Annotated in this window: 20 protein-coding genes; 3 read left to right on the forward strand and 17 right to left on the reverse strand. The window is 70.7% G+C overall.

Annotated features, from left to right (window positions below; genetic code table 11):
* The first annotated feature begins 42 nt into the window (after positions 1 to 42).
* Positions 43 to 1,272 carry an MFS transporter gene (locus tag ACFYXF_RS01205; protein ID WP_389348438.1) on the forward strand — a complete coding sequence of 410 codons (1,230 nt, stop codon included), beginning with the start codon at positions 43 to 45 and terminating at the stop codon, positions 1,270 to 1,272.
* Here the strand turns inward: ACFYXF_RS01205 and ACFYXF_RS01210 are convergent.
* The 11 genes from ACFYXF_RS01210 to ACFYXF_RS01260 form a co-directional block, all read right to left on the reverse strand.
* A complete protein-coding gene (locus ACFYXF_RS01210) occupies positions 1,229 to 1,831 on the reverse strand; it encodes an OsmC family protein (RefSeq protein WP_389346788.1) in 603 nt (200 codons plus the stop codon). The two genes, ACFYXF_RS01205 and ACFYXF_RS01210, sit on opposite strands and share 44 nt — an antisense overlap.
* 71 nt (positions 1,832 to 1,902) lie before the next feature.
* Positions 1,903 to 2,940: an LLM class flavin-dependent oxidoreductase gene (locus tag ACFYXF_RS01215; protein WP_389346791.1), complete on the reverse strand. Its 1,038-nt coding sequence runs from the start codon at positions 2,938 to 2,940 to the stop codon at positions 1,903 to 1,905.
* Between the two features lie 88 nt (positions 2,941 to 3,028).
* Complete coding sequence (locus ACFYXF_RS01220; RefSeq protein ID WP_389346794.1) at positions 3,029 to 4,357, reverse strand: LLM class flavin-dependent oxidoreductase; 1,329 nt, start codon at positions 4,355 to 4,357, stop codon at positions 3,029 to 3,031.
* The gene (locus ACFYXF_RS01225; protein ID WP_389346796.1) at positions 4,354 to 5,700 is read right to left on the reverse strand and encodes an LLM class flavin-dependent oxidoreductase; all 1,347 of its coding nucleotides are present in this window, start codon (positions 5,698 to 5,700) and stop codon (positions 4,354 to 4,356) included. The genes ACFYXF_RS01220 and ACFYXF_RS01225 overlap by 4 nt, the downstream gene beginning before the upstream one ends.
* Positions 5,701 to 5,713: 13 nt before the next feature.
* Complete coding sequence (locus ACFYXF_RS01230; protein ID WP_389346798.1) at positions 5,714 to 6,502, reverse strand: ABC transporter ATP-binding protein; 789 nt, start codon at positions 6,500 to 6,502, stop codon at positions 5,714 to 5,716.
* The gene (locus ACFYXF_RS01235) at positions 6,499 to 7,293 is read right to left on the reverse strand and encodes an ATP-binding cassette domain-containing protein (protein WP_389346800.1); all 795 of its coding nucleotides are present in this window, start codon (positions 7,291 to 7,293) and stop codon (positions 6,499 to 6,501) included. The genes ACFYXF_RS01230 and ACFYXF_RS01235 overlap by 4 nt, the downstream gene beginning before the upstream one ends.
* Positions 7,290 to 8,153: an ABC transporter permease gene (locus tag ACFYXF_RS01240; RefSeq protein WP_389346802.1), complete on the reverse strand. Its 864-nt coding sequence runs from the start codon at positions 8,151 to 8,153 to the stop codon at positions 7,290 to 7,292. The genes ACFYXF_RS01235 and ACFYXF_RS01240 overlap by 4 nt, the downstream gene beginning before the upstream one ends.
* Positions 8,150 to 9,100 carry an ABC transporter permease gene (locus ACFYXF_RS01245; RefSeq protein WP_389346804.1) on the reverse strand — a complete coding sequence of 317 codons (951 nt, stop codon included), beginning with the start codon at positions 9,098 to 9,100 and terminating at the stop codon, positions 8,150 to 8,152. The genes ACFYXF_RS01240 and ACFYXF_RS01245 overlap by 4 nt, the downstream gene beginning before the upstream one ends.
* A gap of 7 nt (positions 9,101 to 9,107) precedes the next feature.
* Entirely contained in the window at positions 9,108 to 10,658 is a 1,551-nt protein-coding gene (locus ACFYXF_RS01250; RefSeq protein WP_389346806.1) for an ABC transporter substrate-binding protein, read from the reverse strand.
* Between the two features lie 59 nt (positions 10,659 to 10,717).
* Positions 10,718 to 12,016, reverse strand: a complete 1,299-nt coding sequence (locus ACFYXF_RS01255) for an O-acetylhomoserine aminocarboxypropyltransferase/cysteine synthase family protein (RefSeq protein ID WP_389346808.1) — start codon at positions 12,014 to 12,016, stop codon at positions 10,718 to 10,720.
* On the reverse strand, positions 12,013 to 13,041 hold the full coding sequence (locus ACFYXF_RS01260; RefSeq protein WP_389346810.1) for an isopenicillin N synthase family dioxygenase: 1,029 nt from the start codon (positions 13,039 to 13,041) through the stop codon (positions 12,013 to 12,015). Before ACFYXF_RS01260 ends, ACFYXF_RS01255 begins: the two co-directional genes overlap by 4 nt.
* A gap of 497 nt (positions 13,042 to 13,538) precedes the next feature.
* Here ACFYXF_RS01260 and ACFYXF_RS01265 point away from each other — a divergent pair, with 497 nt between their 5' ends.
* The gene (locus ACFYXF_RS01265; RefSeq protein WP_389346811.1) at positions 13,539 to 14,900 is read left to right on the forward strand and encodes a bifunctional o-acetylhomoserine/o-acetylserine sulfhydrylase; all 1,362 of its coding nucleotides are present in this window, start codon (positions 13,539 to 13,541) and stop codon (positions 14,898 to 14,900) included.
* Positions 14,897 to 16,045 carry a homoserine O-acetyltransferase gene (locus ACFYXF_RS01270; protein WP_389348439.1) on the forward strand — a complete coding sequence of 383 codons (1,149 nt, stop codon included), beginning with the start codon at positions 14,897 to 14,899 and terminating at the stop codon, positions 16,043 to 16,045. Before ACFYXF_RS01265 ends, ACFYXF_RS01270 begins: the two co-directional genes overlap by 4 nt.
* A gap of 79 nt (positions 16,046 to 16,124) precedes the next feature.
* Here ACFYXF_RS01270 and ACFYXF_RS01275 read toward each other — a convergent pair whose 3' ends face one another.
* The 6 genes from ACFYXF_RS01275 to ACFYXF_RS01300 form a co-directional block, all read right to left on the reverse strand.
* Positions 16,125 to 17,399 carry a sulfite oxidase gene (locus ACFYXF_RS01275; protein ID WP_389346812.1) on the reverse strand — a complete coding sequence of 425 codons (1,275 nt, stop codon included), beginning with the start codon at positions 17,397 to 17,399 and terminating at the stop codon, positions 16,125 to 16,127.
* A gap of 141 nt (positions 17,400 to 17,540) precedes the next feature.
* Positions 17,541 to 17,624, reverse strand: a complete 84-nt coding sequence (locus tag ACFYXF_RS01280) for a putative leader peptide (RefSeq protein WP_389348440.1) — start codon at positions 17,622 to 17,624, stop codon at positions 17,541 to 17,543.
* A gap of 197 nt (positions 17,625 to 17,821) precedes the next feature.
* On the reverse strand, positions 17,822 to 18,949 hold the full coding sequence (locus tag ACFYXF_RS01285; protein WP_389346814.1) for an LLM class flavin-dependent oxidoreductase: 1,128 nt from the start codon (positions 18,947 to 18,949) through the stop codon (positions 17,822 to 17,824).
* A 14-nt stretch (positions 18,950 to 18,963) separates the two neighbouring features.
* Positions 18,964 to 20,073 carry an LLM class flavin-dependent oxidoreductase gene (locus ACFYXF_RS01290; protein WP_389346816.1) on the reverse strand — a complete coding sequence of 370 codons (1,110 nt, stop codon included), beginning with the start codon at positions 20,071 to 20,073 and terminating at the stop codon, positions 18,964 to 18,966.
* The gene (locus ACFYXF_RS01295; RefSeq protein ID WP_389346818.1) at positions 20,070 to 21,446 is read right to left on the reverse strand and encodes an NtaA/DmoA family FMN-dependent monooxygenase; all 1,377 of its coding nucleotides are present in this window, start codon (positions 21,444 to 21,446) and stop codon (positions 20,070 to 20,072) included. Before ACFYXF_RS01295 ends, ACFYXF_RS01290 begins: the two co-directional genes overlap by 4 nt.
* A 21-nt stretch (positions 21,447 to 21,467) precedes the next feature.
* Entirely contained in the window at positions 21,468 to 22,682 is a 1,215-nt protein-coding gene (locus ACFYXF_RS01300; RefSeq protein ID WP_389346820.1) for an LLM class flavin-dependent oxidoreductase, read from the reverse strand.
* Between the last annotated feature and the right edge of the window lie 11 nt (positions 22,683 to 22,693).

A 22,693-nucleotide genomic window follows, 5' to 3' on the forward strand; every position in this document is an offset into this window, starting at 1 on the left:
TTCGGGCGCGGGGAAGCGGACTCCGTGGGTGGCGGGCAGCGGATGCCGGGCGGGCTCGTCGCGCTGGCGCTGGGCGGTTTCGGCATCGGTCTGACCGAGTTCCTGATCGCGGGGCTGCTGCCGCAGGTTGCGTCGAGTTTCGCGGTGTCCGAGGCGGCGGCGGGCCGGCTGATCTCCGGGTACGCGTTGAGTGTCGCCGTCGGTGCGATCGTCCTGACGGCGGCGACGGCACGGCTGCCCCGCAAACAGGTTCTGGTCGGTCTGGTGGCGTTGTTCGTCGTCGGCAACCTGCTGTCCGCCGTCGCGCCGGACTACCGCGTGATGCTGCTCGGGCGGATCGTCGCGGCGCTCTGCCACGGCTCGTTCTTCGGTATCGGCTCGCTGGTCGCGCGCGGTCTGGTCGCGCCGGAGCGGAAGTCCCGCGCGGTGGCGGTGATGTTCGCCGGGCTGACGCTGGCGAACGTGCTGGGCGTGCCGTTCGGCGCTCTGGTCGGTGAACGCTGGGGCTGGCGGGCGGCCTTCTGGGCGGTCACCGGCATCGGCGTCCTCGCGCTGGCGGGGATCGTCGCCCTCGTCCCCGGCCGGGAGGGAGAGCCCCGGTCGCTGAAGACGGCACCTGAGTCACCCGCCGGTCTGCGGGCCCAGTTGCGGGAGTTCCGGTCCTGGCAGGTCTGGCTGACGCTGACGGCCACCGCGCTCGGGTACGGCGGGATGTTCGGCGCGTTCAGCTATATCGCCTACACGTACACCGAGGTCGGCGGCTTCTCGTCGGCGCAGGTCGCCTGGCTGCTGATGGTGTACGGCGTCGGTCTGGTCGTCGGGAACCTGCTCGGCGGGCGTGCGGCCGACCACGACCGTGACCGCGCCCTGATCCTGGCCCTGCTGGGACTCACCGTCACCCTGACGGTGTTCGGGCTGCTTGCCACCAACGCCACCGCTTCGGTCGTACTGACCTTCCTGATGGGCGTGTTCGGGTTCGCGGGCGTGCCCGGCATGATCACCCGCGTCACCGACTACGCCCACGGCGCGGCCCTGGCCGCCAGCGCGAACGTGTCCGCGTCCAACCTCGGCAACGCGCTCGGCGCGTGGCTCGGGGGCCTGGCCATCACCGCGGGCCTCGGCTACACCGCACCGCTCTACGTCGGCTCGGGCATCGTCCTGGCGTCGGTCGTCGTCATGGCGGTTGCCGCGCACCTGGCCCGGAAACCGCTCGACGGACCCGACGCCGTCAGATCTCCTCCGGACTGCCGGTCAGAACGACCCGGCCGGTGACGGACTGCGGGGTGATCAGGAGGTTGTAGATCGGGCACTTGCGCTCGACCGTCTCGTGCAGCTCGCGGATGCGTTCCTTGCCGACGGGCGAGGTGATGTGCACGGTGTAGGAGATGTTGTGCGGGTAGATCGGCACCTGCTCGAAGCCGGGCTGTCCGGCGCGCGGGTCCTGGTCGGCCTGGACCTCGACCTCCAGGGAGTCCAGCGGGATCCGCAGGTCGGCGGCCTGGATGAGGAAGATGTGGGTGAGGCAGCTGGAGAGCACGCCCAGCTGGATCTCCGGCGAGGCGGGCCCGAGGTCGTAGCCGGCGAAGTCGGGCGGGGAGTCGCTGAGGATCTGGTGGTGGCGGATACGGATGCGCCGTACGCCGCTGCGTTCCTCGGCCGTCGTCCGGGCTCGCAGCTTGTGCGGTTCGGTGAGGGGGTCGGTCTGCTGGGCCTCCCGCTTGGCGAGCAGGGCGGCCCGCTTGACCTCCAGGTACTCGCGCAGCCCGGGGCGGGGGTCGGGGGCGGTCTCGAGGAGGGGCTCGGTTTCCTTCTCGTTCGTGGTGGCGGCCATGTGGGTGACTCCTGTGGATCGGGCGGATGTGGTGGGGGCGGTGCGGGGTCGCAGGGTCGGGGCCCCGGTGGTCAGTCGGCCCAAACCCGGCTGGACTGGCCCGCGCGTATCGCCGGGGCGACCTCGGCGGCGAATCGTTCCAGGGTCTCCTCCTTGAGGCCTGCCGGTGTGTGCTCGACGGAGATGCCGGTCAGTTCATGGCCGAACAGCTCGTGGTACTCGCCGAGTTTGTCGATGATCTGGGCCGGGCTGCCGACGAGCGCCGAGCCCTCCCCGACGAACTCCTCCACCGTGGTGATCTCGGACTTGTTGTGCTTGAACGTGGGACTCGCGGCGAACGCCTCCCACACCGGGCGGAAGAGTTCCAGCGCCTTCTGCGAGGTGTCGGCGACCAGCAGACTCGGGAAGCTGGCGGCGACCACGGCGTCCTCCGGGGCCCGCCCGTAGTGGGCCCAGCGTTCGCGGTAGTGGTCGACGAGACGGGCGTAACGCGCCCTGCGGTGGAAGCCGTTGGCGGTGAACAGGGGGTCGCCGTGGCGGGCGGCGAGGTCGGTGGAGCGTTCGCTGGTGGCGCTGCCGTGCCAGACGGTGATGCGCCGTTGGAGGGGGCGGGGCTGGGTGGTGACGCCGGTCAGCGGCGTACGGAACCGGCCCGACCAGGTGACGGGCTCCGGCTCCCAGAGGCGGCGCAGCAGCTCGTACTTCTCGGCGAGGTAGTCCCACTGGAGGGACTCGTCGAGGCCGAAGAGGCTGTACTGGTCGGGGTGGTTGCCCTTGGAGACGATCAGTTCGACCCGGCCGTCGGAGAGGTTGTCGAGGGTCGCGAACTCCTCGGCCACCCGTACCGGGTCGAGGATGCTGAGCACGGTGACGCCGGTGAGCAGCCGCACCCTGCTGGTGCGCTCGCCGATGGCGGAGAGGAGGACGGCCGGCGAGGAGGACAGGAAGTAGCCGCCGTGCCGTTCCCCCACCGACACGGCGTCGATGCCCAACTCCTCGGCGTGCACGGCTCGTTCGACGACGGAGCGAAGGCGGTCGCGCTGCGTGGGCCGGTGGCCGGTGGCGGCGTCGGGGGTGTTGGCGACGATGTCGTTCAGCAGGAACTTCACGGGGACTCCTGGGAGGGCGCGACGAGCGGTGGGGCGGAGGCGGCGGCACGCTGGGCATGTGTACGGGTCACAGGACCCGTTCCGGCCGTCACCCGAGCCGTGCCGGTCGCGGCAGGCCGAGATGGTCCCGCAGAGTCGTGCCCGTGTAGTGGGTGCGGAACAGGCCCCGGCGGCGCAGCTCGGGTACGACCAACTCGGCGAAGTCGGACAGCGTGCCCGGCAGATAAGGGAAGACGACATTGAAGCCGTCGGCGGCGCGGCCGTGGAACCACTCCTCGATGTGGTCGGCGATCTGCTCCGGAGTTCCCACAACGGTGCGGTCGTCGTTGGCGAAGCGCTGGACGAGGTCGCGGATGGTGAGGTTGTCGCGCCGCGCGTCCTCGTAGATCTGCTGTTGCGCGGTCTGCGACTGGTTGGAGACCGGGAGTTCGGGCAGCGGGCCGTCCAGGGGGTGTTCGCTGAGGTCGAAGCCGCCGAGCCAGTACGAGAGGTCCGCCAGGGCGACCTGCGGGGGCAGGAGTTCGGTGAGTCGGGCGAGTTTGTCGCGGGCCTCCGATTCGGTCGGGGCGGTGATGACGGACAGGGCCGGCAACACCTTCAGGTGGTCCGGGTCGCGGCCGTGGGTTGCGGCCCGTTCCTTGATCTCCGCGTAGAACTCCTGTGCCTTGGCCAGGTCCCTGATGCCGGAGAAGATCACCTCGGCGATCCGGGAGGCGAGGTTCTTGCCCGCCTCCGAGGCGCCCGCCTGCACGATGACCGGGCGGCCCTGGGGAGGGCGGGCGATGTTCAGGGGGCCGGCGACCTTCAGGTGCTTGCCCTCGTGGTGGAGCGTGTGCAGCTTCGCCGGGTCGAAGTAGACGCCGCTCGCCTTGTCGTGACGGAACGCGTCGTCCTCGAAGGAGTCCCACAGGCCGACGACGACGTCGTGGAACTCCTCGGCCCTGTCGTAGCGGGTGGCGTGGTCGAGGTGGGCGTCCAGACCGAAGTTCCGCGCCTCGCCGTCGTTGAGGGAGGTGACGACGTTCCATCCGGCCCGCCCGCCGGAGATGTGGTCGATCGAGGCGAACGAACGGGCCACGTGGTAGGGCTCGTTGTAGCTGGTCGAGGCGGTGGCGATCAGGCCGATCCGGGAGGTACCGGCGGCCAGCGCCGCCAGCAACGTGGTCGGTTCGAACGAGTCGTTGACGACGCTGACCCTGCTCAGCACGTCCTCGCTCGCGAACGGCACGCCGACCAGGTCGGCGAGGAACACCGCGTCGAACGTGGCCTGTTCGGCGATCCGGGCGAAGGAGAGCACCTCCCTGATGTTCACTCCCGCGTCGGCGGCGGTGTCCGGGTGCCGCCAGGCGGCGAGGTACTCCCCCGGCGGCTTGAGGAAGGCGTTGAGGTGGAGCTGGTCCGTGCGGCGGGCGCTCATCGTGCGGTCTCCTGGAGGTGTCGCTCGGCGACTGCGGGACGCGGCAGGCCGAGGTTCTCGCGCAGGGTGGTGCCCTCGTACTCGGTGCGCAGCAGCCCGCGCCGCTGGAGCAGCGGCACGACGTGGTCCACGAAGTCCTCGGCGGGGCCTGGCAGATAGGGGAAGGAGATGTTGAAGCCGTCGGCGGCGCGCTCGTGGAACCAGGTCTCGATGCGGTCGGCGATCTGCTCGGGCGTCCCGGCGACGGAGGTTCCGGCGGCGTAGCGCCCAGCCAGCTGACGTATCGTCAACTTCTCGTCGTGGGCCAGCTTTACGAGCAGGTCGCGCCGTGACTTGCTGCGGTTGCTGTCGGGGATGTCCGGCAGCGGGCCGTCCAACGGGTAGTCGCTCAGGTCGAGATCGCCGATGTTGTCCTGGACGAGCCGGCGGGCGACGTCGTCGTGGATGAGGTCCTGGAGTTCGGCGAGCCGGTGCCGCGCGTCCGCTTCGGTCGCCGCGACGATCGGGGTCAGGCCCGGCCAGACCAGGACGTGGTCAGGGTTACGGCCGTACCCGGCGGCGCGTGCCTTGACGTCCGCGTAGAACTCCTGGGCGGGGCCCAACTCGTGCTGCGTGGTGAACAGCACCTCCCCATGCCGGGCGGCGAACTCCCGCCCCGTTTCCGAGGATCCGGCCTGGAAGACGACCGGGTGACCCTGCGGAGGCCGTGAGATGTTCAGCGGCCCCCGTACGGTGAAGTGCTCGCCCTCGTGGTGCGGGGGCCGCAGTCCCGTGGGGTCGTAATAGCGCCCGGTCGCCTTGTCCCGGAGCACCGCGTCGTCGTCGAAGCTGTCCCAGAGCGCCTTCACCACCTGGACGAACTCGTCGGCGCGGCGATAGCGCAGCTCGTGTTCGAGGTGGCTGTCGTGGCCGAAGTTGGCCGCTTCCAGCGGTACGACGGAGGTGACGACGTTCCAGCCCGCGCGGCCCTGCGAAATGTGGTCCAGGGAGGCGAACTTGCGGGCGATGTGGAACGGGTGGTTGTAGGTGGTGGTCGCCGTCGCCGCGAGCCCGATGTGGTCGGTGACCAGGGCGAGCGCGGCCAGCAGCGTCAGCGGCTCGAAGTGTTCGGCGCGTCCCGTGCGGGAGAGGGAGTCGAGCTGGTGTCCCCAGACGGCGACGACATCGGCGACGAACAGCGCGTCGAAACGGCCGCGTTCGAGGGTGCGGGCGAGGTCGGCGTGGAAGGCGAAGTCGAGTTGTCCGTCGGGGCGGGCGTCCGGGTGGCGCCATCCGGCGATGTGGCCGCCGGAGCCCTGGACGAGGGCACCGAGGGTGAGCCGGCGTGGAGTTTCTGTGGTCATCGGGGTCTCCCGGTCAGGCGGGCAGCCGGGGTACGGCGGCCAACAGGCGGCGTGTGTAAGGGTGTTGGGGGTCGGCCAGCACTGATGCGGCCGGCCCCTGTTCGACGGCTCGGCCGTCCTTCATCACGAGCACGTCGGTACACAGATGCCGTACGACGCCGATGTCGTGCGAGACGAGCAGCAACGTCAGCCCGTACGCGTCGGCGAGTTCGTCGAGGAGGGCGAGGATCTGGGCGCGTACGGAGACATCGAGGGCGCTGAGCGGTTCGTCGCCGACGAGGACCTTCGGGCCGGGGGCGAGCGCCCGCGCGATGGCGATGCGCTGCCGCTGTCCGCCGGAGAACTCGTGCGGATAACGGCGCCGCACGGACGGGTTCAGGCCCACGGCACGCAGGAGTTCGTCCACCCGGTCGTCGTGGTCGCCGGGCAGCCGCAGGCACTCCAGCGGTTCGGCGACGATGTCGCGCACCGTGGCGCGCGGATCGAGGGAGCCCATCGGGTCCTGGAGGACGATCTGCACCTCTCGGCGAAACCAGGCCAGCCGGCGCGGCGCCCCTTGCCGTACCTCCCGGTCCCGGTAGTGCACGGTGCCGGAGTCGGGCCGGTCCAGCGCGAGGAGAAGCCGGGCAAGCGTCGACTTGCCGGAACCGGACTCCCCCACGATGCCAAGACTCCTGCCTTCCGTCAGTTCCAGCGACACGTCCTGGACGGCGCGTCGACGGACGGTCGGCGCGAACAGCGAGGTGCGCGGAAGGCGGTAAGTGCGGGTCAGGCCGGTCGCCTTGAGCAGCGATGTCGTCATCGGGCGACCTCCGGGGTGTCCCAGCCCGTCGCCCGCGCGGCCTCCACGAGCCGCTGCGTGTACGGGTGTCGGGGTGTGCGTACGAGGGTGTCGGTGGGGCCCTCCTCGACAAGCCGCCCGTCCTTGAGTACGGCGGCTCGTGGGCACAGCTGGGCGACCACGGCTAGGTCGTGACTGATGAACAGCAGTGCTGTGCCGTGCTGTTGGACGAGGTCGTCCAGCAGTTTCAGCATGTCGGCCTGGACGGTGACGTCGAGCGCGGTGGTGGGCTCGTCGGCGATGAGGAGCGCCGGGCGGGTCGCGAGGGCCATGGCCAGGCCGACGCGCTGGCGTTGACCGCCGGAGAGCTGGTGGGGCCAGGCACGGGCGACGAGTTCGGGGTCGGGCAGGCCGACCTGTTCGGCGAGTTCGACGGCCGCGACAGCCGCCCGGCGCCGGTTCAGGCCCCGGTGCAGCCGCAGGGGCTCGGCGAGTTGCTTCCCGATGCGCATCAGCGGGTTGAGCACGCTCATCGGTTCCTGGAAGACCATGGCCATGCGCTCGCCGCGCAGCCGGGACAGCTCCCGGTCGCCGAGGCCGAGCAGTTCCTGTCCGTCGAGGCGGATGCTGCCGGAGGCCTCGGCGCCGTCGGGGAGCAGGCCCATGACGGCGAGGGCGGTGAGCGACTTCCCGGAGCCCGACTCGCCGATCAGCGCGAGCCGTTCGCCGGGGGCCACCGACAGACTCACCTCGTCGACGACGGTCGTACCACCGATCCGTACGCTCAAGTCAGTGACCGTCAACAGACTCACGCCGCCTCCCGAACCCGAAGACGGGCGTCGGTCGCCTCGCGCAGTCCGTCCCCGAGCAGGTTGAAGCCGAGCACGGAGGCGGCGACGGCGAGCCCCGGCCAGATGACGAGGAGCGGGCGCGCGGCGATGTAGGACTGCTGCTCGTGCAGCATGCGCCCCCAGGAGACCGCGGGCGCCGGAGCCCCGAACCCGAGGAACGACAGTGCGGCCTCGGCGAGCACCGCCACGGACAGGACGAGCGAGAGCTGCACGATGAGCGTGGGCGCGATGTTCGGCAGCAGGTGTTTGCGGACGGTACGCCAGGTGCCGGACCCGGCGGCGTGGGCGGCCAGCACGTAGTCGGTGCCCAGCACCCGCCCCGCCTCGGCACGGGCGACCCGCGCCAGGTTGACGCCCGCTCCGACACCGATCGCGACGACCACCGTCCAGGTGGAACCGCCGTACACCGCGGTGAGGATCATCGCGATCAGCAGGACGGGGAACGCGATCAGTACGTCCGTGAGCTGGACGACGACGGCGCCGATCCAGCGCGGCACGAGCACCGCCGCGAAGGCCAGCCCGAGCCCGACGAAAGCCGCAACGGCCGCCGCGAGCAAGGCGGTTCGCAGGGTGCTGCGGGCGCCGGTGAGCAGTTGGCTGAGTTCGTCACGGCCCAGCTTGTCGGTGCCGAGGACGTGCCCGCCGGAGAACGGCAGGAGCCAGCCGTCCTGCGGCCGGACGAGTGTGGGGTCGTACGGCGTCCAGACGAGGGAGACCAACGCGGACAGCACCAGCAGACCGACGAGGACGGCGCCGACGAGACCGCTGCGGTTGCCGAGCAGCGCCCGGACGACGAGGGGGACCTGCACGGGGCCCTTCATACGGCGCTCCGGAGCCGAGGATCGATCAGCCGGTGGGCGAGATCCACGAGGAACCCGATGACCAGCACCGCGCCGGTGAGCAGCAGGATCTCGCCCTGCACCTTGTCCAGGTCCCGGTTGCCGACGTCCGTGATCAGCATCTGACCGACCCCGGGCAGCACGAACACCTGCTCGACCACGACCGCGCCGGCGATCAGCGCGGCGATCTGAAGCCCCAGCACCGACACCACCGGTACTGCCGCGTTGCGCAGCCCGTGCCGCAGCAGGGCGCCGGTGCGGGTGTGCCCCTTGGCGCGAGCGGTGCGCAGCCAGTCCTGGTGCAGGACGTCCAGTACGGCGGACCGCACGAACCGCAGCAGTACGGCGCCCTCGGCGAGGGCCAGGGTCAGCCAGGGCAGGACGAGGCTGCGCAGCGCCTGCCCCGGCTCGGCCCAGCCGTCGACAGGGAACCCCTGCGCGGGCAGCCACCGCACCTGGACGGCGAACACCACGACGAGCAGCAGCCCGACCCACAGGGTGGGCAGCGCGATGCCGAGCTGCCCGAGGGCGTTGACCGCGCTGCCGAGCCGCGAATCGCGGCGTACGGCGGCGAGGATGCCCAGGGGCACCGCGAAGGCGAGGGCCAGCACGATCGCGCCCACGGCCAGCGGACCGGTCACCGCGAGCTTCTCGGCGAGCTGCCCGGACACCGACGTACCGTCGAGGACCGACCGCCCGAAGTCACCGGTCACCACTCCCCCGATCCAGCTGCCGTACTGCGCGACGAGCGGCCGGTCCAGCCCCAGGTCGTGGCGTACGGCCGCGACCTGGGCCGGGGTGGCCTTGATACCGCCGATGGTCTGGGCGATGTCGCCGGGCAGGAGCCGCAACACCAGGAAGATCAGCACGCTGGCGGCGAGCAGGGAGAGCACCAGGAGCCCTGCCCGGCGCAGCAGATAGAGCGTCATTCCGGGGTCACTTCTTCGCCACGGCGAGGTTCGCGAGGTTGTAGCGGTTGCTGGTGAAGCCGACCGGGACGCCGGTGACTCCGCTGCGGACGACGGTGAGGGTCTGGTTGACGAACAGCCAGTCCGCGGCGGCGTCTTGGGCGACCTGCTTCGCCGCCTTCTTCAGGAGCGCGTCGCGCTCGGCGTCACTGGCGGCGGTCTGCGCGGCGGCGTACCACTTCTGAACGTTCGCGTTGTCGTAACCGAAGTAGTAGTCGGGGTTGGCGAAGTTGTACAGGTCGCGGGCCTCGGCGTGGTCGACGAGGCTGAGCTGGTAGGCGTGCTTGGTGAAGACGGCGTCGAGCCAGGTCTGGAACTCCACCTGACGGACGGTGAGTTGGATGCCGACCTGCTTCAACTGGGAGGCGAGGTAGTCGCCGATCTCGGTCGGGTAGATGTTGGGGATCTGCACGGTGAGCTTCAGACCACTGCCGTAACCGGCCTGCTTCAGCAGCTTCTTGGCGCTCGCCGGGTCGTACGCGTCGACCGAGGTGAGATCCTCGTAGCCGGGGTCGGACGGCGGGATGGGGCCGCCGACCGGTTCGGCGGCGCCGCCGAGGGTCTTGATGAGGCCCTCGTTGTCGATGGCCTGGCGGATGGCGCGCCGCACGCGGTCGTCCTTCGTGGGGCCCGAGGTGTTGTTCAGCGCGAGGGTGAACTTGTCGGTGGTGTCGCCGCGCAGCACCGTGTACTTGCTCTTGTCGGAGAACGGCTGGAGCAGGTCCGCCTGCGCCGCCGTCTCGATGTCGGTCTGGCCGGTCTGCTGTGCGTTGTTCGCGGCGTTGTCGTCCTTGATGTAGTGGAAGACGACCTTGGCGACCTTGGCCTTCGTCCCCCGGTAGGCGTCGTTCCGCACGAAGGTGATGGAGGAACCGCGCTTCCAGCCGCCGAGCTTGAAGGGCCCGGTGCCGTTCTCCGTGGCGGCGAGCGTGGAGAAGTCGGTGCCCTTCTTGAAGACGATGCCCGCGCGCCCGGTCAGGCCCCAAGTGAAGCCGGTGTCACGGTGCTTGAGCTTGACGACGACGGTGTGGTCGTCGGAGGCGGACACGCTCTTCACCGAGGCGAGTGCGGCGGCGTCGGGGTTCTTCGAACCGGCCTTGGTCACCTGCTGCAACGACCAGACGGCGTCGGCCGCGGTGACCTTGCTGCCGTCGTGGAAGGTGGCGTCCTTCGCGAGCTGGAACGTGTAGGTGAGCCCGTCGGACGACGCGTCGAACGACGTGGCCAGGCTCGGCTTGACGGTGTTGTCCTCGTCGCGGGTCAACAGGCCCTGGTAGACGTTGTCGAGGAGGATCTGGTCGAGCGCGGCGCCCGCCGTGGTGGCGATGTCGAGGCTCGTCGGCTCCAGCACGAGGCGTACGTCGACGGTGGCGCCGGTGTCGATCTCGGTGGGCTCGGCGGCCTGGCTGGTCTGTCCGGCGTTCACGGGATCGTCGGCCGAGCCGGTGCCGCAGGCGGTCGCGGCCAGGCCGACGAGTGCTGCGGTGGCGACGAGCCGGACGGCGGTGCTGCGGCGCATGGCGGATCGTGCTCCTTGCTGACTGTGGGTGGTGCGTGAACGGCGAAAGCTCTCGATGCTCATACGGCGGCTGCCGCAAGGCCGGTCTCAAGGTCGGCGATGAGATCGTCGACGCCTTCGAGGCCCACGGAGAGCCGCACCAGGCCCGGGGTCACCCCGGCCGCGATCTGCTGACCGGCGTCGAGTTGGGCGTGGGTGGTGGAGGCGGGGTGGATGACGAGGCTGCGTACGTCGCCGATGTTCGCGAGATGGCTGAACAGCCGTACGCCCTCGACGAAGCGGCGCCCGGCTTCGAGCCCGTCCGCGAGTTCGAAGGCGAGGACGGCTCCGGCGCCGCGCGGCAGATATCTCTTGGCCTGGGTCGCCCAGGGGCTGGACGGCAGGCCCGCGTAGTGGACTCGGCCGACCTGGGGCTGTGCCTCCAGCCACTCGGCGAGCTTCTGGGTGTTCGCGACGTGCCGCTCGATGCGCAGGCTGAGCGTCTCCAGCCCCTGGAGGAGCAGAAAGCTGTTGAAGGGCGAGACCGCCGGTCCCAGATCCCGGACCAGCCGGGTGCGCAGCCGCAGCGCGTAGGCGAGACCGAGGTCGGAGAAGGAGTCCCAGAAGGACAGTCCGTTGTACGTCGGGTCCGGGCGGGTGATGCCCGGCCACCGGTCGGGGTCCGCGCCGAAGTCGAAGCGCCCGCTGTCGACGACGACCCCGCCGATGCCGGTGCCGTGTCCGGACAGGAACTTGGTGGTGGAGTGCACGACGATGTCGGCGCCGTGTTCGAAGGGGCGCAGCAGGTAGGGCGTGAGCACGGTGTTGTCGATGACGAGCGGGACACCGTTGTCGTGGGCGATGCGGGCGACGGCTTCGAGGTCGAGGACGTTGCCGCGCGGGTTGCCGATGCTCTCGCCGAAGAATGCCTTGGTGGCGGGTCGTACGGCGGCGGCCCAGGCGCCGAGGTCGTCCGGGTCGTCGACGAAGGTGACCTCGATGTCGAAGTCGGCGAACGTGTGCTCAAGAAGGGTGCGGGTGCCGCCGTAGAGGGAGGAGGAGGCGACGATGTGGTCGCCGGTGCGGGCCAGGTTCAGCAGGGCGAGGGCTGTCGCGGCCTGGCCGCTGGCCACCGCCACTGCGGCCGAACCGCCTTCCAGGGCCGCGATGCGTTCCTCGGCGACAGCGGTGGTCGGGTTGGACAGCCGGGTGTAGGCGTGGGTGGTGAGGTCGGCGAGTTCGAAGGCCGCGGCGGCGTGCGCGGTGTCGCGGTAGACGTAGCTGGTGGTCTGGTGGATCGGCACGGCGCGTGCGCCGGTCGTGGGGTCCGGTACGGCGCCCGCGTGGACCTGACGTGTCTCGAAGGCCCAGTTGCTCATCGGCCCTCCTCCGGCCTCGCCAGGACGTCGGACCACCAGCGTTCGGCGACCCGTGGATGGGAGCGGAGCCAGCCGACGACGGCGTTCTCCCCGAAGGCCGCGAGGAGCGGGTTGTCCGGGTCGTCGGTGACCCCGCGGCTGCGTGCCGCCAGTTCCGGGGGCAGTTGGAGGGGCTTGACGACCGCGTCGAGGCGCGGGCCGAGGAAGAAGGGGATGGAGTAGCGGTCGACGCCCGACTGCGGGCTGACAACACGGTGTTGCGTGGCCTTCAGATAGCCCTGGGTGGCGATCTCCAGCATCTCGCCGATGTTGAACACGAAGGCGTCCGGCACGGGTACGGCGTCGATCCAGCCGCCGTCCGCGCCCTGGACCTGGAGCCCGCCGACCTCGTCCTGCTGCAACAGGGCGAGATAGCCGTAGTCCTTGTGGGCGCCCACTCCCTGGTCGGCGTCGGCGGCGGGGCGCGGCGGATAGTGCACGATCTTCACGTGCACGGCCGCCTCGTCGTCGAACCACTGGTCGAAGTAGCCCTCGTCCTGCCCGAGCGCCGCCGCCAGCGCCCGCAGCACCTCCCTGCTCACCCGCAGCGCCTCGGCCTGCCAGCGCAGCACGATGTCCCGCAACTCCGGTAGCGCGGTGGGCCATTGGTTCGGGCCGACGAGGCGAAGGTAGTCGGGATCGTCCGGTCCGACGTCCACGGCCGCGCGTTCCGGGCCGATGTCGATCTGCTCGCGCCAGTCGGCGCTGCCGGCCGTGTACTCGGTTCCGGTGCGCGTATAGCCGCGGAACTGGGGCGAGTTGAGGTTCTCGATCTCCAGCCGCTGTTCCTCCGGAAGCGCGAAGAAGGCGCGGGCCGCGTCGAGTGCCTCGTCCCGTACGGACGCGGGAACGCCATGTCCGGTGACGTAGAAGAAGCCCACCTCGTGGGCGGCGGAACGGAGTTCGGCGAGGAACGCGTCGCGGTCGGTGTCCGGGGCGCGGAAGCGGGAGAGGTCGATTACGGGCAGAGCTGTGGGCTGAGCCATGGGTGTTCCTTAGCGGCAGCAGCGAACCGGCCTAGGAAGAGGCGGAGTTGCCGGTGAAGGGAGGTTCGGAGAGAGATGCGGGCGTCGCGAGCCGAGGACCGGCGATCAGCAACAGACCTCGTCGAACTGGTCGGCGCGGCGGCTCACCCAGAACGGGTCGAGCAGCACCGTGTGTGCCGTGCCAGTGGTCTCCATGGCCCGGATCAAAGCACACGGAAGAAGGTGCGTCCACCATGCGTCTTGCCTCGTGAGACAGCCCGAGTGTGCTGGTGCTTCGCGGCCCCGCTGTGGTTATCTGACCCCATGACCGTGCTCGTGACCCGCCGCCACGTCGACTACGTGCGTGTCACCACCACGGGCTGTTCCGTCGAGCGCTGACTTCTCGCTCCGGCTTCTGACCTGCATCTTCTTCACCGCACGGTACTGAGCGCTGCCCTGTTCTCCGGGCGCGCCCCCACCCTGCGGCCCACCCCGCACGCCCCGCACAAGGGAGAACCATGAGCCAGCCCATCGACTCCGTCACCGCAGGCCACACCCCCGAGGACGAGCCGGCCGGCCCCGACACCTCGGCCTGGTCCTTCGAGACCAAGCAGATCCACGCCGGCGCCGCACCGGACCCGACGACCGGGGCGCGGGCGACGCCGATCTACCAGACCACGTCGTTCGTCTTCCGCGACACCCAGCACGCCGCCGACCTGTTCTCGCTCGCCGAGCCGGGCAACATCTACACCCGGATCCACAACCCGACCCAGGACGTCTTCGAGCAGCGGATCGCCGCGCTGGAAGGCGGAGTCGCCGCCGTGGCCCTGGCGTCCGGGCAGGCTGCGGAGACCCTGGCGATCCTGACGCTGGCGAGCGCGGGCGACCACATCGTCTCCAGCACGTCCCTGTACGGCGGCACGTACAACCTGTTCCGCCACACCCTGCCCAAGTTCGGCATCGAGGTGTCCTTCGTCGACGACCCGGACGACTTCGAGGCCTGGCGGGCGGCGGTCCGGCCCAACACGAAGGCCCTGTTCGCCGAGACGCTCGGCAACCCGCGCGGCAACGTGCTCGACGTCCGGGCGGTGGCCGACGTCGCGCACGAGGCGGGGGTCCCACTGATCGTGGACAACACGGTCCCAACTCCCTACCTTCTGCGGCCCCTTGAGCACGGCGCCGACATCGTCGTGCACTCCGCGACCAAGTTCCTCGGCGGCCACGGCACCACCATCGCCGGTGTCGTCGTCGACGGCGGCACCTTCGACTTCGGCGCCCACGCCGAGCGCTTCCCCGACTTCACCGAGCCGGACCCCAGCTACCACGGTCTCCAGTACTGGCCGGCTCTTGGCCCGGGCGCCTTCGCCACCAAGCTGCGCGTCCAGCTGCTCCGCGACATCGGTCCCGCGCTCTCCCCGCACTCGGCATTCCTTCTCCTCCAGGGCGTGGAGACGCTCAGCCTGCGCATCGAGCGGCACTCCGCCAACGCCCAGGCCCTGGCCGAATGGCTGGAAGGACGGGACGAGGTCGCCGCCGTCCACTATCCGGGTCTGGAGTCCAACCGGTGGTACGAGGCGGGGCAGCGCTATCTGCCGCGCGGGGCGGGCGCGATCCTGGCCTTCGAACTGCGGGACGGGGTCGAGGCCGGCAAGCGGTTCGTCGACGCCGTCGAGCTGTTCAGCCACCTCGCCAACATCGGTGACGTACGCAGCCTGATCATCCACCCGGCCTCCACCACCCACAGTCAGCTGGACGAGGGGCAGTTGGCGGCGACCGGTACCTCGCCCGGTCTGGTTCGGCTGTCGGTCGGCATCGAGAACCTCGCCGATCTGAAGGCGGACCTGGAGGCAGGCTTCCGCGCCGCGAAGGCCGCGTCCTGAACACCGTACTGACGACCTCCGAGATCCCCCTCCCGCCGCCGGCCTCCGGGGCCTGGCGGGAGGGGGACCCTCCGGGTCGCCGCCAGTGGTACGTACGGGAGAAGCCTCTGCCGTTGGAGGCAGGCGGCGAACTGCCCGCCGTACGGCTGGCGTTCGAGACCTGGGGGCGGCTCGCACCGGACCGCTCCAACGCCGTGCTGGTGCTCCACGCGCTCACCGGCGACAGCCATGTCGCCGGGCCGGCCGAACCAGGTCACCCCACCTCCGGCTGGTGGGACGGGCTCATCGGGCCCGGTCTGGCACTGGACACGGACCGCTGGTTCGTCGTCGCCCCCAACGCGCTGGGCGGCTGCCAGGGCAGCACCGGACCGTCCTCGCCCCGCCCCGACGGACGCCCCTGGGGCAGCGCGTTCCCCTCCCTCACCCAGCGCGACCAGGTCGCCGCGGAGGCGGACCTGGCCGACGCGCTCGGCATCGACAGCTGGGCGCTGGTCGTCGGCGGTTCGATGGGCGGGATGCGCGCCGTGGAATGGGCGGTCTCCTGTCCGGAACGCACGAACGCCCTGCTCCTGCTGGCCACCACGGCGGCGGCGAGCGCGGAGCAGATCGCCTGGGCGGGCCTCCAGCTCCACGCCATCCGCAGCGACCCGCACTGGCACGGCGGCGACTACCACGACACGGGCCGGGGCCCGCACGCCGGACTGGGCCTGGCCCGCCGCATCGCCCATGTCACCTACCGCAGCGAGCAGGAGTTGCAGGTCCGCTTCGGACGCACACCCCAGGGCACCGAGGACCCCTGGAACGGCGGCCGGTACCAGGTCGAGTCCTATCTCGACCACCACGCCGCCAAGTTGGTCCACCGCTTCGACGCGGGCAGCTATGTGGCGCTGGCAGACGCCATGAACACACACGACATCGGCCGAGGCCGCGGCGGCACGCGAGCCGCCCTACGCCGCGTGACCGCCAAGACCCTGGTCGCCGGGGTGAGTTCGGACCGCCTGTATCCCCTCGCCCAGCAAGCCGAACTAGCCGCCGGGATCGGCTCGGCGGACGGCCTCCGGGTGGTCGAGTCCCCTTACGGCCACGACGGCTTCCTGATCGAGGTGGAGCAGGTGGCGGCACTGGTACGGGAACTCATCGACTAGCGGCTCACCAACGCGCCCCCAAAGGGGCGCGGGGAACTGCGCGACCAGCCACGACGGCGCAGCGGCCACCCGACAACCCCTACACCACGCTCACCGGATGCCGGACAACCGCGTCGAACAGGTAGCCCTGCGTGTTGGGCACGGCCACGTCCGGCTGGGTACGGCCCGCCGTGTCCGTGGCCCGGGCCAGCAGGTGCGTGGCGCCGGGCGCTTCGGGCCGCCAGCCCAGGGACCACCGGGTCCAGGTGGCCGCCCGGGGCCGGTCGTGCAGCCGGGCGGATCGCCAGCTGCTCCCACCGTCGGTGCTGACGTCGACCCGGGCGACCGCACCCGCCCCCGACCACGACCGCCCGTGCAGCACATGCTTCTCCCCCGCCGTGAACGTGGCCCCACGCGCCAGCTCAAACGCACTCTTCGTGGTCTGCCGGGTGAGCGGCGCGCTGCCGCCCTCCGGATAGGCGGAGCCGAACAGGCGGTAGAAGGTGGTGTTCCAGGGCGAGAACAGCGGCTGCGCGGACACCTCGATGTCGCCGACCCACTTGATCGACGCGATCCCGATCCAGGACGGCACCAGCACCCGCACCGGGTACCCGTGGTCGTACGGCAGCGGCTGACCGTTCATCTCGTACGCGAGCAGTACGTCGTCCAGCGCCTTGGCCAGCGGCAGCGGGCGGCGCACCCGGCCCAGGCTCTCGCCGCCGCTGACGTACTCGGCGTCCAGGCCGCGCGGCTGCACGTCCACGGCGTACGGGGACAGTCCGGCCCTGCGCAGTACGTCGGCCAGGCGGACCCCGCGCCAGCGTGCGACACCGATCGCGCCCAGGGTCCACGCGGTGCCGGTGACCGTCTCGCCCTGCTGGGTCGTGTAGAAGGAGCGGCCGTTGCCGGCGCACTCGACGAAGGCGGTCCGGGTGACGGCGGGCAGGGCGCGCAGATCGTCGTACCCGAACTCCACCGGCCGGTCCTCGCCGGGCGATCCGCGCAGCCCGCTCCCCCACAGCCGCAGCCGCCAGTCGGCGGCGTCCAGGACGGGGGTGGCGGTGTGGTTGCGTACGAAGAACAGTTCGTTGGGGGTGTGGTGGCCCGTGCCGCGCAGGGCCTCCCAACGGGTCTCGGCGTTGGTGCCGCGGGGGATGAACCACTCGGGCGGCAGGGGCTTGACGATCGGCGTGTCGGCGGCGTGGGCGGGCCGGGTGGTGCCGAGCGCGGTTCCGGCGGCGGTGGCGGCGAGCAGGGTGAGGAGCCGTCGGCGGGTGACTCCGTCGGCCCTGGCCTCGCCGGCGAGCCACTGGCGCAGTCTGCGGCGGTCGTAGTCGGTCTCGTGGTGGCGGCCGGTGGGAATGCTGGAAGACATGGCGGTTCCTCGTCATGGGGGGGGCGGAACAGCACGGCGGGGGTTGATGCACAGCAGCGGGGGGGCATCCGTCGATACGTCACCTCGTGCGCAACTGGCTTACGCGGCGGAGTGGTTGACGGACCGTCGGAAAGTGCGCGATCAGCCGGTCGTCCGACACAGCGCGGCGGCGACGCGGACGAGGTCCACGGCACGGCGGCGGGTCAGAGGCTGCGACAACGGCATGGCGGGATGCAAACACGTGGGGTGGAAGGTGTCAACGGAGCGTTCTGGTCAGCGGGCCGCCGGGAAGCCGGTGGTGGTGACCGCCGGGCGGGACCGGCCCCACCGAGAACGTCAAGGCCCCACCGAGAACGTCAAGGGGGAGACGGCACCCGCCTCCCCCTCACACCTGCCTGCCCGCCCGCCGATCGGCCGGCGCCTCACCGCTTGCGCCACTCCTCGGCCAGCAACTCGTAGGACCGGACCCGGTCCGCGTGGCCGTGGGTGATCGTGGTGATCAGCAGTTCGTCGGCGCCGGTGGCCTCCTGGAGCTGTTCCAGCTGGTCGGCGACCCTGGCCGGGGAACCGACGAACTGGGTGTCGAGACGGTCCTGGACGAGGGCCCGGTCCGCGTCGGACCACACGTGGGCGCGCGCCTCGTCGGGCGTCGGGAACGGGATCGCGCCCTCGGCGTTACGGATGCTGCGGACCCAGGGACCGTAGCCGGTGGCGAGTTCCCGGGCGGTCTCGTCGTCCTCGGCGACCACGACGTCCGCGGACACGCTGACGTACGGCTTGTCCAGGACGTCGGAAGGCCGGAACGCGGCACGGTAGCCCTCCGCCGCCTCCAGCACCGTCGCCGGGCTGACGTGGTAGTTCGCCGCGAACCGCAGGCCGTTGCGGCCCGCGACCTCGGCGCTCTCGCCGCCGCTGCTGCCGAGGATCCAGATCTCGACGTCGGCGCCCTCGCCCGGCACGACATGGGCCTCGACGCCGTCCGCGGAGCGGTATGTGCCCGCCAGCAACGCCAGGATGTCGTCGATCTGCTCGCCGTAGTCCTGCGACTCGGCGTTCGGCAGCAGGAGCAGCTTGCGCTGGAGGGCGACGCGCGGCGAGCCGAGCAGGTGCGCGAAGGAGAACCGGGGCGGGATGCGCAGGCCGTTGGGGGCGCGGCCGTCGACCACCGGAGTCGCGCCCGGCACCGGGGTGGCGGGCCCACCGGGCGGGCGCCCGCCCGAACGGCCGAGGCCCAGGTCGAAGCGCCCGGGGTGCAGCGCGTCGATCAGGCCGAACTCCTCGACCGTGGACAGGGCGGTGCGGTGACCCAGTTGTACGGCACCGGAGCCGAGCCGGATGGTCGAGGTCGCGGAGGCGGTCAGAGCGAGGACGACCGCGGGTGAGGTACCGGCGACACCCGGATTGAGGTGGTGCTCGGCGTACCAGTAGCGGGCGTACCCGAAGCTCTCGGCCTGCCGGGCCAGGTCGATGGAGTTGCGCAGCGCCTCGGTGGCCGTGGAACCGGACGAGATCGGCACCAGGTCGAGGACGCCGAGCGGGATGGCGGACATGTACGGAGGACTCCTCAGCGATCGGCGGGCACGGACTCGGGCGCGGACTCGGAGACGGGCTCGGACCCGGCGAGGACCGGGGCCCAGGGAAACGGCGGGTCGGGGATCTCTCGGCGCAGCATCGGCGCGACGTCCGAGTGGAAGAGTTCGAGGGAGTCCCGGTGCTGACGGTCCGTCAACCCTCCCGCGTCCGCCTGCAGATGCAGCACGGTGTGCCCGAACTGTTCGTGGTAGCGGTGCACCTTCTCGATGATCTGCTGGGGGCTGCCGATCAGCGCCGAGCTGCGCTCCACGAAGTCCTCCAGGGTCGAGAACACCGGCTCCAGGCCAAGCCGCTTCTGGAACGCCAGATTGCCCTCGAACACGGGCCGATAGGCGGTGATCGCCTCCTGGGAGGTACGGGCCGCGTAGAGACCCGCCGTGCCCGCACCGACCGCGATGGCGGCCGGATCGTGGCCGTAATGCTCCCAGCGCTCGCGGTAGTACCGGATCAACTCGGCATAGGGCTCAATGGGGTTGGTGACGTTGGCGGAGAAGAGCGGGTCTCCGTAGCGGGCGGCGAGGTCGACCGACTCCTTGCTGGTCGCACTGCCGTGCCAGACCCGGATCGGCTGCTGGAGGGGCCGGGGCCACACCTCGGCGTCCGTCAGCTCCGGGCGGAACCGGGTACGGGCGGCCACCTTGTCCTGCCGCCAGATCTGCCGGAACACCTCGTAGCTCTCGGCGTTGCGCTCCCACTGGTCCTCGGGCGTGACCTGGAACAGCTCGCGCTGGGCGCTGCCGTTGCCCTTCCCGATGATCAACTCAAGGCGTCCACCGGAGAGATGGTCGAGGGTCGCGTAGTCCTCGTACGCCCGCACCGGGTCGAGGAGGCTGAGCGTGGTGACCGCCGTGAACAGCCGGATCCGGGAGGTGAGGGCGGCGATGTGGCTGAGGACGACGGGTGGCGAGGAGGAGATGAAGGGCCGCTCGTGCCGCTCCCCCACGCCGAAGCCGTCGAAGCCCAGTTCCTCGGCGAGGAGCGCGTTGTCGAGCACCTCACGGAAGCGGTCCTGAGTGGGCTTCTGCACGCCCGTCACCGGATGCGGGGCGTGCACGATCAGTGTGATGGCGAGGAACTTCATGACACGGCCCGCTCTCCCGCCGGCTCGGCGTCGGGGTGGGCGAGGCCGAGGTGGTCGCGGAGGGTCGTGCCCTCGTATTCGGTGCGGAAGACGCCTCGCTCCTGGAGGAGGGGCACGACGGTGTCGGCGAAGGTGTCGAGGCCGCCGGGGGTGATGTGGGGGGTCAGGATGAAGCCGTCGCTGGCGTCGGCCTGGACGAAGTCGTTGATGGTGGCGGCGACGGTGGCCGGGGAGCCGACGAAGTTCTGCCGGTTGCCGGTCTCGATGACGAGGTCGCGGATGGACCAGTTGTTGGCCTGCGCGCGCTCGCGCCACTCGCGGGCGGTGGCCAGCGGGTCGCGGTACATCCGCACCTGGGCCCGGCCCCGGGCGACGGTGTGTTCACCGAGGTCGGGGTCGATGTCCGGCAGCGGGCCGTCCGGGTCATAGCCGGAGAGGTCACGGTTCCAGACGAACTCCAGGTGCTTGATCGCGGTGGCGCCGCTGACCTGCTGGCGGCGCACCTCGTGGGCGAGTTCCTCCGCCTCCGCATCCGTCTCCCCGAGGACGAAGCTCGCGGCGGGCAGGATCAGCAGTTCCTCGGCACGGCGGCCGTACTTGGCCAGGCGCCCCTTGACGTCCGTGTAGAACTCCTGGCCCTCCTTGAGGGTGGCGTACCGGCTGAAGATGGCGTCCGCGGTGGAGGCGGCGAACTCGCGGCCCTCGTCGGAGTCGCCGGCCTGGAAGATGACCGGGCGGCCCTGCGGGGAGCGGGGCACATTGAACCGGCCCTCGATGTCGAAGTGCTGCCCCGAGTGCAGGAACGCGCCGGCCTTGGCGTCCCGCAGGAAGGTGCCGGTCTCCTGGTCGGCGAGGATCTCGTCGCCCCGCCAGGAGTCGAACAGCTCACCCGCTGTCTGGAGGAACTCCTTGGCCCGTGAGTAGCGCTCGTTCTGCGGGAGGAAGCCGCCGCGCCGGAAGTTCTCGCCGGTGAAGGCATCCCAGGAGGTCACCACGTTCCAGGCGGCACGGCCGTCGGAGAGGTGGTCGAGACTGGCGAACTGGCGGGCCACCTCATACGGCTCGTTGAAGGTGGAGTTGATCGTGCCGGTCAGGCCGAGGTGCTCGGTGACGGCGGCGAGCGCGGTCAGGACGGTGAAGGTGTCGGGGCGGCCGACGACGTCCAGGTCGTATATCTTCCCGCCCTGTTCGCGCAGTCGCAGGCCCTCGGCGAGGAACAGGAAGTCGAACTTGGCGCGTTCGGCGGTCTGCGCGAAGTGGACGAAGGAGCTGAACTCGATATGGCTGCCGGCCTTCGGGTCACTCCACACGGTGGTGTTGTTGACACCGGGGAAGTGCGCGGCCAGATGGACCTGCTTCAACGGCTTGCTCATGATTTCGGGGATCCTTCCCGCTCAGACGGCGGCAGTGCTGGCGTAGCGGTTGGCGGGACGGGAGAGCCCGAGGAGCCCGCGCAGGGTGTCGGCCTCGTACTCACGGCGGAAGACACCCCGACGCTGAAGCTCGGGAACCAGCTTCCGGGTGATCGCCGGCAGGTCATGCCCGGCGACAGCGGGCCGCAGCCGGAAACCGGACAGCCCGGCCGACGCCAACTCCTGAAGCAGATCGGCCAGTTGGGAAGCCGTACCGGCGAAGATCCGGGCGTCGCTGGTGTATTCGGCCCCGGCGAGGGTGTCGAGCCGCTCCCGGCGGGCCGTGGCGGCGGACGTCGTGTCGTCAAGGAAGACGACCAAGTCGCCGAAGACGTGCAGGAGTTCACCGGCACGCCCGGCCGCCGACTGCTCGGTGCGGATCTCCTCGACAATGGCACGCGCCTGACCGGCATCGTGCGGGGTCACGTACCCGACATCGGCCGCGCGGCCCACCAGCCGGTACGGAACGGTCGCGTGGGCCAGCGCGGTGACGACCGGCTGCCCCTGCGGCGGCCGAGGCGTGATCGACGGCCCCTTGACACTGAAGTGCGGCCCCTCGAAGTCGATGTAGTGCAGCTTCTCCCGGTCGATAAAACGGCCAGTGACGGCGTCGCGGATCTCCGCGTCGTCCTCCCAGCTGTCCCACAACCGACGCACCACCTCCACGTAATCGGCGGCCTCGTCAAAGAGATCGGCGACCGCTTCCTGAACGGCGGGCGTGCCGTAGTCCTCTATGCGGAACGGCGGGAACGTACGGCGGCCGAAGTGGGCGGCCTCGTTCTGCCGGGCGGTGATCTGGACGCGCAAGCCCGCGCGCCCGGTGCTCACATAGTCGAGCGTGGCGATCGCCTTGGAGAGATGGAACGGCTCCGTATGCGTGGTGACAGCCGTCGGAACGATCCCGATGTGCCGGGTCAGCGGCGCGATACGCGCCGCGATCAGGACCGCGTCCAGACGACCCCGAACCTGATCGGTGCGATCGTCGGGTTCGGTCAAGGACGAGGACTGGAGACCGAGACCGTCCTCGATGGTCACGAAGTCGAGCAGCCCGCGCTCGGCCTCGGCGACCAGATCGGCCCAGTAACGGGCGGTGAACAACTCCCGGGGCCGCGCAACAGGCTCACGCCAGGCAGCCGGATGCCAACCGGCACCGTCCAGAGCGACGGCAAGATGCAAAGGAGAAAAAGACGAGGACACGAAACAGCGCC

Source organism: Streptomyces sp. NPDC002680 (genome assembly GCF_042889145.1).
GTDB classification, from domain to species: Bacteria; Actinomycetota; Actinomycetes; order Streptomycetales; family Streptomycetaceae; genus Streptomyces; species Streptomyces adonidis.

What these genes read in the sequence shown, in the direction of transcription:
- ACFYXF_RS01205 (WP_389348438.1), top strand. Translation starts at nt 43, where the DNA reads ATGCCGGGCGGGCTCGTCGCGCTGGCGCTGGGCGGTTTCGGCATCGGT.
- ACFYXF_RS01210 (WP_389346788.1), bottom strand. Translation starts at nt 1,831, where the DNA reads ATGGCCGCCACCACGAACGAGAAGGAAACCGAGCCCCTCCTCGAGACC.
- ACFYXF_RS01220 (WP_389346794.1), bottom strand. Translation starts at nt 4,357, where the DNA reads ATGAGCGCCCGCCGCACGGACCAGCTCCACCTCAACGCCTTCCTCAAG.
- ACFYXF_RS01225 (WP_389346796.1), bottom strand. Translation starts at nt 5,700, where the DNA reads ATGACCACAGAAACTCCACGCCGGCTCACCCTCGGTGCCCTCGTCCAG.
- ACFYXF_RS01230 (WP_389346798.1), bottom strand. Translation starts at nt 6,502, where the DNA reads ATGACGACATCGCTGCTCAAGGCGACCGGCCTGACCCGCACTTACCGC.
- ACFYXF_RS01240 (WP_389346802.1), bottom strand. Translation starts at nt 8,153, where the DNA reads ATGAAGGGCCCCGTGCAGGTCCCCCTCGTCGTCCGGGCGCTGCTCGGC.
- ACFYXF_RS01245 (WP_389346804.1), bottom strand. Translation starts at nt 9,100, where the DNA reads ATGACGCTCTATCTGCTGCGCCGGGCAGGGCTCCTGGTGCTCTCCCTG.
- ACFYXF_RS01250 (WP_389346806.1), bottom strand. Translation starts at nt 10,658, where the DNA reads ATGCGCCGCAGCACCGCCGTCCGGCTCGTCGCCACCGCAGCACTCGTC.
- ACFYXF_RS01255 (WP_389346808.1), bottom strand. Translation starts at nt 12,016, where the DNA reads ATGAGCAACTGGGCCTTCGAGACACGTCAGGTCCACGCGGGCGCCGTA.
- ACFYXF_RS01260 (WP_389346810.1), bottom strand. Translation starts at nt 13,041, where the DNA reads ATGGCTCAGCCCACAGCTCTGCCCGTAATCGACCTCTCCCGCTTCCGC.
- ACFYXF_RS01265 (WP_389346811.1), top strand. Translation starts at nt 13,539, where the DNA reads ATGAGCCAGCCCATCGACTCCGTCACCGCAGGCCACACCCCCGAGGAC.
- ACFYXF_RS01275 (WP_389346812.1), bottom strand. Translation starts at nt 17,399, where the DNA reads ATGTCTTCCAGCATTCCCACCGGCCGCCACCACGAGACCGACTACGAC.
- ACFYXF_RS01280 (WP_389348440.1), bottom strand. Translation starts at nt 17,624, where the DNA reads ATGCCGTTGTCGCAGCCTCTGACCCGCCGCCGTGCCGTGGACCTCGTC.
- ACFYXF_RS01285 (WP_389346814.1), bottom strand. Translation starts at nt 18,949, where the DNA reads ATGTCCGCCATCCCGCTCGGCGTCCTCGACCTGGTGCCGATCTCGTCC.
- ACFYXF_RS01290 (WP_389346816.1), bottom strand. Translation starts at nt 20,073, where the DNA reads ATGAAGTTCCTCGCCATCACACTGATCGTGCACGCCCCGCATCCGGTG.
- ACFYXF_RS01295 (WP_389346818.1), bottom strand. Translation starts at nt 21,446, where the DNA reads ATGAGCAAGCCGTTGAAGCAGGTCCATCTGGCCGCGCACTTCCCCGGT.